This is a genomic window from Aeromonas sp. 96A (assembly GCF_051919165.1).
GTDB classification, from domain to species: Bacteria; Pseudomonadota; Gammaproteobacteria; order Enterobacterales; family Aeromonadaceae; genus Aeromonas; species Aeromonas veronii.
This window is the reverse complement of the sequence record NZ_JBQBFE010000001.1, coordinates 2,657,162-2,670,974: the sequence shown is the minus strand read 5'-3', so window position 1 is coordinate 2,670,974 and position 13,813 is coordinate 2,657,162. Positions and strand designations below refer to the sequence as shown.

General features: G+C 61.9%; 13 protein-coding genes. 8 read left to right on the top strand and 5 right to left on the bottom strand.

Annotation, left to right across the window (positions count from 1 at the left end; genetic code table 11):
* Positions 1-96 precede the first annotated feature (96 nt).
* Both ACTG2W_RS12255 and ACTG2W_RS12250 read left to right on the top strand, forming a co-directional pair.
* Entirely contained in the window at positions 97-1,086 is a 990-nt protein-coding gene (locus tag ACTG2W_RS12255) for a serine/threonine protein kinase (protein ID WP_440016239.1), read from the top strand.
* A 137-nt stretch (positions 1,087-1,223) separates the two neighbouring features.
* On the top strand, positions 1,224-1,832 hold the full coding sequence (locus ACTG2W_RS12250; RefSeq protein ID WP_005339604.1) for a thiol:disulfide interchange protein DsbA/DsbL: 609 nt from the start codon (positions 1,224-1,226) through the stop codon (positions 1,830-1,832).
* A 72-nt stretch (positions 1,833-1,904) separates the two neighbouring features.
* Here the strand turns inward: ACTG2W_RS12250 and pncB are convergent, their stop codons facing one another.
* Positions 1,905-3,083 (bottom strand): nicotinate phosphoribosyltransferase, encoded by a 1,179-nt coding sequence (gene pncB, locus ACTG2W_RS12245; protein WP_005339605.1) that lies wholly within the window; start codon positions 3,081-3,083, stop codon positions 1,905-1,907.
* An 89-nt stretch (positions 3,084-3,172) separates the two neighbouring features.
* Complete coding sequence (locus ACTG2W_RS12240; protein ID WP_005356142.1) at positions 3,173-3,808, bottom strand: nicotinamidase; 636 nt, start codon at positions 3,806-3,808, stop codon at positions 3,173-3,175.
* A gap of 74 nt (positions 3,809-3,882) precedes the next feature.
* Here ACTG2W_RS12240 and ACTG2W_RS12235 point away from each other — a divergent pair, with 74 nt between their 5' ends.
* Both ACTG2W_RS12235 and ACTG2W_RS12230 read left to right on the top strand, forming a co-directional pair.
* Positions 3,883-4,533, top strand: a complete 651-nt coding sequence (locus tag ACTG2W_RS12235; RefSeq protein WP_440016238.1) for an NUDIX hydrolase — start codon at positions 3,883-3,885, stop codon at positions 4,531-4,533.
* A 103-nt stretch (positions 4,534-4,636) separates the two neighbouring features.
* The gene (locus ACTG2W_RS12230; protein WP_440016237.1) at positions 4,637-5,152 is read left to right on the top strand and encodes a DUF523 domain-containing protein; all 516 of its coding nucleotides are present in this window, start codon (positions 4,637-4,639) and stop codon (positions 5,150-5,152) included.
* On the opposite strand, the gene ACTG2W_RS12225 is transcribed toward ACTG2W_RS12230, so the two are convergent.
* From ACTG2W_RS12225 to ACTG2W_RS12215, 3 genes are all read right to left on the bottom strand, one after another.
* Positions 5,077-6,042, bottom strand: coding sequence for an acyltransferase (locus ACTG2W_RS12225; protein WP_440016236.1), 966 nt, complete (start codon positions 6,040-6,042; stop codon positions 5,077-5,079). The genes ACTG2W_RS12230 and ACTG2W_RS12225 overlap by 76 nt on opposite strands.
* 6 nt (positions 6,043-6,048) lie before the next feature.
* On the bottom strand, positions 6,049-6,948 hold the full coding sequence (locus ACTG2W_RS12220; protein ID WP_005339610.1) for an acyltransferase: 900 nt from the start codon (positions 6,946-6,948) through the stop codon (positions 6,049-6,051).
* Positions 6,949-7,075: 127 nt separating this feature from the next.
* Positions 7,076-8,590 (bottom strand): YifB family Mg chelatase-like AAA ATPase, encoded by a 1,515-nt coding sequence (locus ACTG2W_RS12215; protein ID WP_245148205.1) that lies wholly within the window; start codon positions 8,588-8,590, stop codon positions 7,076-7,078.
* Positions 8,591-8,974: 384 nt separating this feature from the next.
* On the opposite strand from ACTG2W_RS12215, the gene ilvG reads away from it, so the two are divergent.
* The 4 genes from ilvG (at position 8,975) to ilvD (ending at position 13,813) form a co-directional block, all read left to right on the top strand.
* Positions 8,975-10,621 (top strand): acetolactate synthase 2 catalytic subunit, encoded by a 1,647-nt coding sequence (ilvG, locus tag ACTG2W_RS12210; protein ID WP_245148204.1) that lies wholly within the window; start codon positions 8,975-8,977, stop codon positions 10,619-10,621.
* On the top strand, positions 10,618-10,869 hold the full coding sequence (gene ilvM, locus ACTG2W_RS12205; protein WP_005306810.1) for an acetolactate synthase 2 small subunit: 252 nt from the start codon (positions 10,618-10,620) through the stop codon (positions 10,867-10,869). The genes ilvG and ilvM overlap by 4 nt, the downstream gene beginning before the upstream one ends.
* Before the next feature lie 12 nt (positions 10,870-10,881).
* Positions 10,882-11,826: a branched-chain amino acid transaminase gene (locus tag ACTG2W_RS12200; RefSeq protein WP_128834710.1), complete on the top strand. Its 945-nt coding sequence runs from the start codon at positions 10,882-10,884 to the stop codon at positions 11,824-11,826.
* 145 nt (positions 11,827-11,971) lie between these two features.
* Positions 11,972-13,813: a dihydroxy-acid dehydratase gene (ilvD, locus tag ACTG2W_RS12195; RefSeq protein WP_128834712.1), complete on the top strand. Its 1,842-nt coding sequence runs from the start codon at positions 11,972-11,974 to the stop codon at positions 13,811-13,813.

Here is a 13,813-nt window from a genome sequence, read left to right as displayed (position 1 = left end):
TGGCTGCGGGCCGGGCGTGACACCAGTCCGGTCACCAGCGAGCACGGCAATGGCGGGTAGTAGTGATAGAATGGGGCGCAACGGCGCCCCTTTCTTATGGTGGATGACATGCGTTTCAACTATTCCGACCTCAATCCCGACCTCATCATGGATGCGCTCGATCTCAGTGGCCTGCGGCTCGACTCCGGCCTTATCGAGCTCAACAGCTACGAAAACCGGGTCTACCAGTTTCAGGATGAGGATCGTCGCCGCTATGTGGTGAAGTTCTACCGTCCCGGCCGCTGGAGCCGGGCCCAGATCCTCGAGGAGCATGAGTTTGCCACCCGTCTTGCAGAGGCGGAGATCCCGGTCGCCGCGCCGCTCGCCTTTGCAGGCGAGACCCTGCTGGAGCACGAGGGCTACCCCTTTGCCATCTGGCAGAGCGTCGGTGGCCGCCAGTTCGAGGTGGATAACCTCGACCAGCTGGAGTGGGTGGGGCGTTTCCTCGGCCGCATTCATCAGATCGGCGCCAGCAAGCCGTTTCACCATCGGGTGCGGCTCGATGTGGAGAGTATGCTGCATGAACCGCGTCAGCTGCTGGCGTCTGGCGAATGGCTGCCAAGCGGGCTGGCGAAGCAATTCTTCGGGGTGCTGGACGAGCTGATTAAACATGTCAGCGACGCCATGACCCTTGATGTGGCGCAGATCTCCCTGCATGGCGATTGCCACCCGGGCAACATCCTGTGGCGCGATGACCCCATGTTTGTCGACCTCGATGATTGCCGTACCGGCCCCGCGATTCAGGATCTCTGGATGATGCTCAGCGGCGAGCGCCACGAGCAGCAGATCCAGCTCGACACCCTGCTGGCGGGCTACGAGGAGTTTATGGAGTTCGACTCGCGGGAGCTGGCGCTGATCGAGCCGCTGCGGGCGATGCGCATCGTTCACTACATGGCGTGGCTGGCGCGGCGCTGGGAAGATCCCGCCTTCCCCCGTCACTTCCCCTGGTTCAATACCGATCACTACTGGCGCCAGCAGATTGCGACACTGCACGATCAGCTGGAGGCACTCAAGGCGCCGCCGTTGAGTCTGATGCCAAACTGGTGAAATAGAAGGGATCTTGCGCGGCAAGGGGGACTCGATCTCCGGCACTGACCATTGACGTCAGCATGGCGAAACAATAGGCTTGGCACTGCTTCGGTTCGCCGGGCGTGCCTCACAGTGATCCCTTAACAGGAAACATCATGAAAAAAGTTCTATTTTTCCTTGCTGCCATGCTGATGATCCCCATGGTTCACGCCGCCCCCGAGTTCAAGGAAGGCGTCAACTACGATGTGGTCAAACAGACTGGCAGTGCTCAGCCGGAAGTGATGGAGTTTTTCTCCTACTACTGCCCGCACTGCGCTACCTTCGAACCGATCGTTGAACAGTTGAAGGCCGGGTTGCCAGAGGGTGTGCCCCTCAAGAAGAACCCGGTTGCTTTCCTCGGTCGCGAGATGGGCCCCGAGATGCAGCGTGCCTACGCTGTTGCCAGCCTGCTCAATGCCGAAGCCAAGCTGACTCCGGCCATCTTCACCAAGATCCACACCCAGCGTCAGCCGCCGATGAGCCGTGATGACGTGAAGAAGATCTTCGTGGACAACGGCGTACCGGCTGAAGAGTTCGACGGTGCCGTCGACAGCTTTGCCGTCTCCGGCATGGTCTCCCAGTTCGATCGCAACACCGAGAGCTACAACATTCGCGGTGTACCGGCTTTCCTGGTGAACGGCAAGTACATGGTGAAGATTGAATCCATCACCTCTCAAGAGCAGTTCAACAAGCTGGTGCAGTTCCTGCTGGCCAAGAAAGACTGATACCCCTTGAGTCGATAAAAAAGCCCGCTGGTGTGAACCGGCGGGCTTTTTGTTTTCTGATTGTCGGGAAGATCAGACCCCGACGTGGAACGCCTGTTTGAGGTTGCGGATAAACTCTGCATCCCGGCAGAGGGTCTTGCCAGGGCTGTCGGAGATCTTGGCAACCGGGCCGCCATTGCACTCGATCAGCTTGAAGACGATGTTCATCGGGCTGACACCGGGCAGATCGCAGGTGAGCTTGGTGCCGATGCCGAAACTGGTATTGATGCGGCCACGGAAGTGACGGAACAGCTGCACCGCCTTGTCGAGGTTGAGCCCGTCGGAGAAGACCAGGGTCTTGTCGGTAGGATCGATGCCGAGACGCTGATAGTGGCTGATCGCCTTCTCGCCCCACACCACGGGATCGCCGGAGTCGTGACGCAAGCCCTGATAGCTGCTGGCCAGCTCGAAGTCGAAGTCCCGCAGGAAGGCATCCATGGTGATGCAGTCGGTCAGGGCGATACCGAGATGGTCGGTGAACTCGTCCAGCCAGCTGGTGAGGGCTGCGCGCTGGCTGTGCTCCAGCGGGAAGCCAAGCTGCTGGTGCGCCTGGAACCACTCATGGGCCTGGGTGCCGACCGCGGGCAGCTTGTACTTCTGGGCCAGCATGTAGTTGCTGGTGCCGCGAAACGCCGGCAGCCGCTCCTTGAGGCGACCCACTACCGCATCCTGTACCGCGTGAGAGAAGCGGCGGCGGGTGCCGAAGTCGATGAGGTTAAACTCGCTCATCTCGTCGCTGCTCAGCTCCTTCTCCAGCTTGTCGATCTTCTGATCGAGCCGCTCCAGCGCGTGGCTGACGCCGAACTGGGGGTAGCGGAAGCGGTTGCGCATCTCGCTGATGATGGCGAGCACCGGGATTTCCCACAGGATCACATCCTGCCAGGGGCCCTCGACCCGCACATTGATGCGGCCATCCTGCTCGAACACTTTGAGCAGCGAGGCGTCGAGTGGCTTGCGGCGCAGGTGGTCGAGGTAGTCAGGGGTGAAGAAGGGACGCTCGGCCAGAAAATCGAGCTCTGGCTTGGTCAGTCGCAGGGAACCGGCGAGGCGCAGTTGCTCCTCGATCTGCCCCATCATGGGCAGCAGATCCTCTTCATTGCGGCTGTGAAACTCGGCCACCACCTCGGCATCCGGATAGCGATGGAACACCGCCTGCTGCATATGCAGCTTGTAGGCGTCGGTGTCGAGCAGGCTGGTAAGAATCGGTGGCATATCAGGCTCCCCGCAGGCGAGCGAACGCCAGTTGCATAGTTAAATTGCAGGAGCCGCTATCGGATAGGCTGGTGAGGATTGCGGGCATATCAGGCGTCCAGCAGGCGTTGTACATCGATCAGGGTCTGGGCCAGTTCGGCCCCTGCCTCGATCATCTGGGTGTGGGCGCTGGCAACCGTCGCGGGGGCGATGCCACGGCAGGCATCGAGATGGACGATTACCCGGAAACCGGCGCGGCGCAGTTGCAGCACGCTGGTTTTGACACAGTAGTCGGTGGCGAGGCCGCCGACCAGTACGGTATCGACCTGGCGGGCTTGCAGGAATTCGATGAGTCCGGTGCTGCGCCGTTCGGCCAGGTCGTGGAAGCAGGTGCCGTAGGGATGGAGATCCGGTTCGACCCCCTTCCAGACGAAGAAGTCATAGTCGATGGGGGCGGGCAGGCCGTCGAGCAGCTCAAAGCCCTTGCTGCCCGGTACGCAGTGCACCGGCCAGGTGAGGTCTGCATTGGGCAGGTCCAGCGGCAGCAGCATGCCGGCGGGGTCAGAGACGGCCCAGTCGGCATTGGCGGGGTGAGAGTCCTTGCTGCCGATCCGCAGCGTGGCGAGGGTGGCCTGAGCGTTGAGCGCAGCCACAATATCATCACCGCCCGCAACGGGCAGTTCGTTCGGGCAGAGGGGGGTAAAGCCCTTCTGCGCATCAATATCCAGGCTGGCGACGGTTCCCATGATTGGCTCCTGCACATACTATTCGTGTGATATTATCTACCAAACATTAATGGAAGGCGAGCAGGGCGATCGGCATGCTGAGAATGAGTCTGGATATGGTGGTGCTGCGGTTGCATGAGGAGCGGCTCGAGCTGCTGCTTGAGACCCGCGATCGCCCCCCCTATGCCCACTGCTGGCAACTGCCTGCGCTGCGCATCGACGAGACCCGGGATCGGGATCTCGATGCCGCCCAGCGCCGCCTGCTGGCGGAGTGGGGGCTCGGTCACTGCTACAGTGAGCAGGTCTGCACCCTCGGCAATCTGGAGCGGGATCCCCGCGGCTGGTCCACGACCCTGGTCTATCTCTGCCTGGTGGATCCGGAAGTGGAAGCGATCCACGGTTGCTGGCACCCGCTCGCCAACCTGCCGGGGCTGAGCCTCGCCTTCGACCATGTCCAGCTTATCGCCAAGGGGCTGGAGCGGCTGCGGATCAAGAGCCGCTACAGCACCCTGCCGCTGCAACTGCTGGGGCCCGAGTTCACCCTCTCCGAGGTGCAGCGCGCCTTCGAAATCATCCTGCAAACACCCATGAATACGGCCGCCTTTCGCAAGCGGATTCATCGTGCCGACATTCTGGTGGATACCGGCCGCAAGCGCACCGGCAAACAGCGCCCCGCCATCCTCTACCGGTTGGAGAGCCCCTGCTGCGTGATGTTCGATCAGGTGATGCACGGAGCGGAAGCGTGAGTGAGGCCGGCGTGCACAAGGTGCTGGTGAGTGCCTGCCTGCTGGGTCATCTATGTTCGTTGCGTTACGATGGCCCAGGTTTTAGTCAGTGGGGGAGCAAAGCATGAGTAAGACCAGCGTGCACAAGGTGCTGGTGAGTGCCTGCCTGCTGGGTCAGCCGGTGCGTTACGACGGCCAGAGCAAGGGGATTGTCAGCGACTGGCTGAGTGCGCTGAGTGCGCTGGGTGCCGAGGGGCGGGTGCTGGCCTTCTGCCCCGAAGTGGCGGGCGGTTTGCCAACTCCGCGCCCTCCTGCCGAGCGACAGGGCGAGCGCGTAGTGACGGCGAGCGGGATGGATGTGACAGCCGAGTTTGATCGCGGCGCCGAGTTGGCGCTGGAAATCTGTCAGACGCAGGGCATTCGCTTCGCCCTGCTGAAAGAGGGGAGCCCCTCATGTGGCAGCGGCCGTATCTATAACGGCCGCTTCGAAGGGGTCTCTGTGGCGGGCGAGGGCAAGACCACTGCCCTGCTGCGCCGCCACGGGATTGCAGTCTTTTCCGAAGATCAGTTGGCCGAGTTGGCTTCTGCGCTCTCTTTGGATTCCTCCCCGGATTTGGCGACAACCGGCAGCGGCACCTGACCGCTCTGCCACCCCTCCAGCACCTCGTCCTTCTCCTGCCAGCGCTGGTTTAGCCACTCCTGAAAACCGCGCTTGAACTGCTTGTCGTTGAAGTAATCTCCTATCAGCTGCTCATTCACCGGCAGCTCCTCAATCCGCACCTGAATGCGTTTTACCCGCCCCATCAGGAAGTCCTTGAACGGGGTCTCGGCGTTGTCCGGATAGCGGATGGTGACGTTGATCAGGCTGTCGAACTGTTCGCCCATGGCGGCCAGTGTGAAGGCCAGCCCCGCCGCCTTGGGCGGCATCAGGTGACGATAGCGGGAGCGGGCCGCATCCCGTTTCTGCTCGGTGAAGCGGGTTCCTTCCACGAAGTTGATGACGGTAGTGGGGATGTGGCGAAACTTCTCGCAGGCGTTGTGGGTGGTCTCGATATCCTTGCCGCGCAGATGGGGATTTCTTAACAGAAACTCTCTCGAATAGCGGCGCATAAAGGGCATATCGAGCCCCCAGCAGGCGAGCCCCAGCAGCGGGATGTAGATCAGCTCGTGCTTCATGAAGAACTTGGGCACCGGCAGCCTATCGCGGAACAGGTGGCCGAGCACCACGATATCGGTCCAGCTCATATGGTTGCTGATGATGAGATACCAGCCATCCTTGCGCAGCTTGGTATTGTCCTCCACCTGCCAGTCAATACGGGTGGTGAGGCGGATCACCAGCGCATTGCAGGCCAGCCACAGACGCATGAAGCGGTTGTTGAGGCGGCTGCAGGTGCGGCCAAAGGCCGGGATCGGCAGTACTAGTTTGGCCAGCGACACCAGCAGGATCAGGCTGGCGCACAAGGCGGTGAAAAGGATGGTCAGGCCCGCGCTGATGATCAGCATCAGCGGGCCGGGAAGCAGGGATAGCATGAATGTTTACTGCGCCTTGGTTGCCAGCAGTTGGCTCAGGGTCTGGTCCTTCTCGTGCCAGATCCCGTTCAACCACTGTTGAAACTCTTGTTGGAACTCGGGGTCATTGAAGTAATCCCCCACCAGCTTGCGGTCGATCGGCAAATAGCGGACCTGAACCTTGATTTGCCCGACCCGGCCACACATGAAGTCCCAGTAGCTGGGAATGCCGTCCGGATAGGCGATGGTGACATCCACCAGTTGATGCAACTGGTCACCCATGGCTGCCAGGGTAAAGGCGATGCCGCCTGCTTTCGGGTGGAGCAGGTGACGATAGGGCGAACCCTGCTTCTGATGTTTGCCCTTGGTGAAGCGGGTGCCTTCGACGAAGTTCATCACACTCACCGGAATGTGGCGGAACCTGGCACAGGCTTTACGGGTTGTTTCTATGTCTTTTCCCTTCAGATGGGGATGCTTTTCCAGAAATTTCCTGGAATATCGCCGCATGAAGGGGAAGTCGAGCGCCCACCATGCCAGGCCGAGAAAAGGTACCCAAATAAGCTCTTTCTTGAGGAAAAACTTCAGGAAGGGGATTTTTTGGTTAAAAACCCGCTGCAGTACCAGTATGTCGACCCAGGATTGATGGTTGGCAATCACCATATACCACTCATTCCGGCGCCCTTTGTCCACTCCGACCACCTCGAAAGGAGTTTTGATGATGGTTTTCTGGATCAGATTGTTGAAACCGATCCAGCAGCTGGCACAGCCATCCAGCAGCCAGTTGCAGAGGGTGCGCCACCCCTTGAGGGGGAGCAGGAGCTTGAGCAGACCCAGCGAGAAGATGGGGACAAACCAGAAGAGGGTGTTGAAAAAATAGAGCAGGGTGGAGAGGCTGCCGCGCAGTCGCTCTGTCAGCTTGTTGGGCATGAGTCGGGTCCGTCTTGCTGTCGATAAAGGGCCATCAAGTGGTCAGATCTGTGGCCATAATATCAGCCGATTGCCCGTGAGACCATTCAGAGCCGTTACGGGGTCGGACTCACCCTTTTCCCTCCTGTCAGCTGCTGCGCAGTCGCGACAGCAGCCGGTCCATGGCCCTGTAACCGAGTGCCTCGATAAGATGCTCCTTGCCGATGGCGGGTTGCCCGGCCAGATCGGCGATGGTGCGTGACACCCGCAGGATGCGATGCCAGGCCCGGATGCTGAGCCCCAGCTTCTGGATGGCGTTCTCCAAAAATTCGGCATCTTGCGGTGATAAGCGGCAAATATCCTCTATCTCACGGCTATCCAGCAGGTTGTTGAGCTTGCCGTTACGACTCAGCATGCGCTCTCGCGCCGCCAGTACCCGCTCGCGGATCTGCTGACTAGACTCCCCCCGCTCCGCCTTGCCGGTCAGGCTCCCCTTGGGTAGCAGTGGCACTTCCACAGTCAGATCGAAGCGGTCGAGAAAGGGGCCGGAGAGCTTGCCGAGGTAGCGCAGGATCTGATCCGGGCTGGAGCGGGTCTGGCCATCGCCATAGTGGCCGCAGGGGCTGGGGTTCATGGCGCCGACCAGCTGGAAGCGGGCGGGAAAATCGACCTGACGGGCGGCCCGGCTGATGGTGATGTGGCCCGTTTCCAGCGGCTCGCGCAGGGAGTCGAGCACCTTGCGCTCGAATTCGGGCAGCTCGTCGAGAAACAGCACCCCGTTGTGGGCCAGCGAAATTTCGCCGGGCCGCGGGTGGCTGCCACCACCCACCAGCGCCACTGCGGAGGCACTGTGGTGGGGCGTGCGATAGGGTCTGTGGTGCCAGCGACCGGCGCGCGGAGTAAGGCCGCCGATGGAGTGGATGGCGGCGGTCTGCTGCGCCTCCTGCTCGCTGAGCGGCGGCAAGATGCTGGGCAATCGGCTCGCCAGCATGCTCTTGCCGGTGCCGGGCGGGCCGATGAACAGCAGGTTGTGGCTGCCGGCGGCGGCGATCTCCAGCGCCCGCTTGGCCTGAGACTGGCCGATCACATCTTGCAGGTCCGGTACATCGGGCAGGCTCTCCGCGCTTTGGGGATCCGGCAGCGGCAGCTCGTATTGGCCTGCCAGCCAGGCGGTGACGGCCAGCAGTTGGTGGGCGGTGCGCACCTCGGCATCCTGAATGAGAGAGGCTTCCGGGCCGTTCTCTCGTGGTACCAGCAGGGTGCGCCCCGCATCCCGGCAGGCGAGCACGGCGGGCAGCACCCCGAGCACAGGGCGGATCTCTCCGGTCAGGGCCAATTCCCCTAAAAATTCGTGATCGAGCAGATATTTTGCAGGTATCTGCTTGGAAGCGGCAAGAATGCCGATGGCGATGGCCAGATCGAAACGGCCTCCCTCCTTGGGTAGGTCGGCGGGGGCCAGATTGACTGTGATGTGTTTGCTCGGGAACTCGAAATTGCCGTTGAGCAGGGCGCTGCGCACCCGATCCCGAGACTCTTTCACCGAGGTTTCCGGCAGGCCGACCATGTTGAAGGCGGGCAGGCCGTTGGAGAGGTGAACTTCCACTGTAACTTGCGGGGCCGCGATCCCGAGGCTGGCACGGCTATAAACCACAGCTAATGACATAAATCCCGTCCTTGAGTTGATATATGTTCTGACTAACTGCTTGTTGTTGGTTTTTTATTCCAGAGTTTCGGCTGGGGAATAGCCAAAATCAGTGGGTTGTCACAGAAAAAAGGCTTGCCCAATAAAAATCACCGTGCTAGTTCTAATAGCCATTCGCGGTAGAAACCGCCCCAATTTCACAGGATTTCCGGTTGTAACTATGAACATGGCCTCCCGTTTCGTCAGCATTATTGTGGTCCTAGTGGTGATTATTATCTCACCGCTCGGGGCTCGTTTAGCTGCACGGAACAAGGGATAGACCCACCACCGGACAGAACGAAACAAGCGACCCCCGAGCCTCACAGCTCGGGGGTTTTTTTTCGACCAAAGGACAGGATTTTCCACATGAACGGCGCGCAGTTTTTGGTACAGGCTCTCAAGAAACAGGGTGTGACCCAGGTGTTTGGTTACCCGGGCGGGGCCATCATGCCGGTCTACGATGCCCTGTATGACGGTGGTCTGGCCCATCAGCTCTGCCGCCACGAGCAGGGCGCCGCCATGGCGGCGGTGGGCTACGCCCGCGCCTCCGGTCAGGTGGGGGTCTGCATCGCTACCTCCGGCCCCGGCGCCACCAATCTGGTGACCGGTCTGGCAGAGGCGCTGCTCGATTCGGTGCCGCTGGTGGCCATCAGCGGTCAGGTGCCCTGTTCCGCCATCGGCACCGATGCATTTCAGGAGGTCGACGTGCTCGGCATGTCCCTCTCCTGCACCAAGCACTCCTTTATGGTGACTGATGCCGCTGATCTGGGGCGGGTGTTGGCAGAAGCTTTCGCCATCGCCACTGAAGGTCGCCCCGGGCCTGTGCTGATCGACCTGCCCAAGGATGTGCAGCTGGCTGCCGTGCCGCCCCAGAGCCCGCTGTTTGCGGTGGAAGAGCCGGAAGCGCTCACCCCCTCGGAGCTGACCGCAGCCCGCACCCTGCTGGCTGCCGCCGAGCGTCCGGTGCTCTACGTCGGTGGCGGAGTGGGCATGGCCAATGCCGAGCAGCAGCTGCGTGACTTTGCTGCCGCAACCGGCATGCCTGCGGTCACCACCCTCAAGGGGATCGGCGCACTCGACCCCGACAGCCCTGTTTATCTGGGCATGCTCGGCATGCACGGCACCAAGGCGGCCAACTATGCGGTGCAGCAGTGCGACTTGCTGCTGGTGGTGGGCGCCCGTTTCGATGACAGGGTGACCGGCAAGCTGGAGGAGTTCGCCCCCGAAGCCAAGGTGATCCATCTCGATGTGGATGCCGCCGAGTTCGGCAAGCGCCGCGCCGCCGAGGTGGGTATCACCACGGATCTCAAACAGGTGCTGCCGCGCCTCGCCATGACTCTCGACATTGCCCCCTGGCGTGAACACTGTGCCGCCATGGCCCGCGAATATGCGTTTCGCTACGACCATCCGGGTCAGGCCATCTATGCCCCGGCTCTGCTCAAGCAGCTCTCTGCTCGGCTGCCGGAGAGCAGCGTGGTGGCCTGCGATGTGGGTCAGCACCAGATGTGGGTCGCCCAACACATGCGCTTCACCAGCCCACGCAACCACCTCTCCAGCGCCGGTCTCGGCACCATGGGCTTTGGTCTGCCCGCCGCCATCGGCGCCAAGATGTCGCGCCCGGAGGATGAAGTGGTGCTGGTGAGCGGTGACGGCTCTTTCATGATGAACGTGCAGGAGCTTGGCACCATCCGCCGGGCCCAGCTCAAGGTGAAGATGGTGCTGCTGGACAACCAGCGCCTCGGCATGGTGCGTCAGTGGCAGGAGCTGTTCTTCGACGGCCGCTACAGCGAGACCATCCTCTCCGACAACCCCGATTTCATCGCCCTGGCTGCCGCCTTCGGCATCCCCGGCGAAACCATCACATGCAAGGATCAGATAGCCGGCGCCCTCGATCGCCTGTTGGCCAGCGAGAGTGCCTACCTGCTGCATGTGGCCATTTCAGAGGAAGAAAACGTCTGGCCCCTGGTTCCGCCAGGAGTCGCCAACCACCAGATGATGGAGCAACGCCCATGAGTCAGTTCAATACCTTGCAAATCCATGCCCAGCCCAGACCCGAAGTGATGGAGCGGGTGCTGCGGGTGGTTCGTCACCGAGGTTTCAACCTCTGCGCCCTCAACATGGAGCAGGATTGCCAACAACTGCGGATCACGGTTACTGTCGAGTCGGTGCGTCCCATCCAGCAGTTGTGGAGCCAGCTGGTGAAGCTGGTGGACGTTTCCCGGGTCGATGCACTTGAACAGCAACCCCGGATCAGAGCTTAAGGAGCCAAGCCAATGTCACAGCCTTCCCAATCCGCCACTCACCCCCAATACATCTGGTTCAACGGCAAACTGGTGCCCTGGCAGGATGCCCAGGTGCACGTGATGAGCCACGCCCTGCACTACGGCTCCTCGGTGTTCGAAGGGGTACGTGCCTACGACACCCCCAAGGGCACCTGCATCTTCCGCCTGCAGGAGCACACCCGCCGCCTGTTCGACTCCGCCAAAATCTACTGGATGGACGTTCCCTACAGCGAGGCCGACGTGAATGAAGCCTGCCGCACCGTGGTGCGCGAGAACGGCCTGAAGAGCGGCTATCTGCGCCCGCTGGCCTTTGTCGGCAACGTGGGGCTGGGGCTGCACCCGCCGCTGGATGCCAAGGCCGACCTGATGGTGGCCGCCCTGCCCTGGGGCGCTTATCTGGGGGAGGAGGGGCTGAAAAACGGGGTGGATGTGTGTGTCACCTCCTGGAACCGGCTCGCTCCCAACACCATTCCCACCGGCGCCAAGGCCGGCGGCAACTATCTCTCTTCCCAGCTGATCAGCCGCGAGGCCAAGCGCAATGGCTTTGCCGAGGGGCTGGCGCTGGATGTGAACGGCTACCTGAGTGAAGGGGCGGGGGAGAACCTGTTCCTGGTGAAGAACGGCGTGCTGTTCACCCCGCCCGCTACTGCCGCCATCCTGCCCGGCATCACCCGCGACACCATCATGACGCTGGCCCGCGATCTGGGTTACGAGGTGCGCGAGCAGGCGCTGCCCCGCGAGGCCCTGTATGTCGCAGACGAGATCTTCATGACCGGCACGGCCGCCGAGGTGACCCCGGTGCGTTCCGTTGATCGAATGAAAGTGGGAGCTGGCAGCCGTGGCCCGGTGACCGAGCAGCTGCAAAACGCCTTCTTCGGCCTGTTCAATGGCCAGACCGAAGACAAGTGGGGCTGGCTGACGCCCGTCAACGACTGATGAGAGAGGGGAGGCGTCATGCCTCCCCGAGTCGCTTCCGGTCAGGGCACTGCGCTGTGCCCTCACCAGGATCGATTCCCGATCCGAGAGTCACTTTTTCATTTCCAAAGATAATGAGCCCGCTGGGCATTCAGGGAGTAGAGACATGCCGAAGTTGAGATCCGCCACCACCACCCACGGACGTAACATGGCCGGGGCCCGCGCCCTGTGGCGTGCCACCGGAATGACCGATCAGGATTTCGGCAAGCCCATCATCGCCGTGGTCAACTCCTTCACCCAGTTCGTGCCGGGCCACGTCCACCTCAAGGATCTCGGCCAGCTGGTGGCCCGGGAGATCGAAGCCGCGGGCGGTGTCGCCAAGGAGTTCAATACCATCGCCGTGGATGACGGCATCGCCATGGGCCACGGCGGCATGCTCTACTCCCTGCCATCGCGCGAGCTTATCGCCGACTCGGTGGAGTACATGGTCAACGCCCACTGCGCCGACGCCATGGTCTGTATCTCCAACTGCGACAAGATCACCCCGGGGATGCTGATGGCCGCCCTGCGCATCAACATCCCGGTGATCTTCGTCTCCGGCGGCCCGATGGAAGCGGGCAAGACCAAGCTCTCCGACCAGATCATCAAGCTGGATCTGGTGGACGCCATGATCCAGGGTGCCGACCCCAAGGTATCGGACTCCCAGAGCGAACAGGTGGAGCGCAGTGCCTGCCCCACCTGCGGCTCCTGTTCCGGCATGTTTACCGCCAACTCCATGAACTGCCTGACCGAGGCGCTCGGCCTCTCCCAACCGGGCAACGGCTCCATGCTGGCGACCCACGCCGATCGCGAGCAGCTGTTCAAGCTGGCGGGTCAGCGCATCGTGACCCTGGCCAAACGCTGGTATGAGCAGGATGACGAGACCGCCCTGCCGCGCAATATCGCCACCAAGGCGGCGTTTGAGAATGCCATGGCGCTCGATATCGCCATGGGCGGCTCCACCAATACCGTGCTGCACCTGCTGGCGGCGGCGCAGGAGGCGGGCGTCGACTTCACCATGGCCGATATCGACCGCATGTCGCGCAAGGTGCCACAGCTCTGCAAGGTGGCGCCCTCCACCCAGAAATACCATATGGAAGATGTGCACCGTGCCGGTGGTGTGGTCGCCATTCTGGGCCAGCTGGAAAAAGCGGGTCTGGTGCATGGAGATACCCGTACCGTGCTGGGTTGCTCCCTCGTCGAACAGCTCAATGAGTATGACGTCAGCCGCCAGCCGAGTCAGGAGGTGGTGGACTTCTACCGCGCCGGTCCGGCCGGGATCCGCACCACCAAGGCGTTCAGTCAGGATTGCCGCTGGCCGGAGCTGGATCTGGACAGAGCAGAAGGCTGCATTCGTTCGCTGGACAACGCCTATAGCCAGGAGGGCGGCCTCGCCGTGCTTTCCGGCAACCTCGCGGTCAACGGCGCCATCGTCAAGACTGCCGGTGTGGATGAGGAGAACCTCACCTTCCGTGGCCCGGCACGGGTGTTCGAGAGTCAGGAGAGCGCGGTGAGCGGCATCCTCGACGGTACCGTGAAAGCAGGCGAGGTAGTGGTGATCCGCTACGAAGGGCCGAAAGGGGGTCCGGGCATGCAGGAGATGCTCTATCCCACCACCTATCTGAAATCAATGGGACTCGGCAAGGCGTGTGCCCTGATCACCGATGGCCGCTTCTCCGGCGGCACCTCGGGTCTCTCTATCGGCCATGTCTCGCCGGAGGCTGCTTCCGGCGGCACTATCGGTCTGGTGGAGGATGGCGACATCATCAGCATCAACATCCCGGCCCGCAGCATGGTGCTGGAGGTGGCCGACAGCGTGCTGGCTGCCCGCCGTGTCGCCGTGGAAGCCCGTGGCTGGAAGCCGCTCGATCGTCAGCGTCAGGTCTCCTTTGCCCTGCGCGCCTACGCCATGTTCGCCACCAGCGCCGATAAAGGCGCAGTGCGCGATCGCTCGATGCTGGGGGAATAA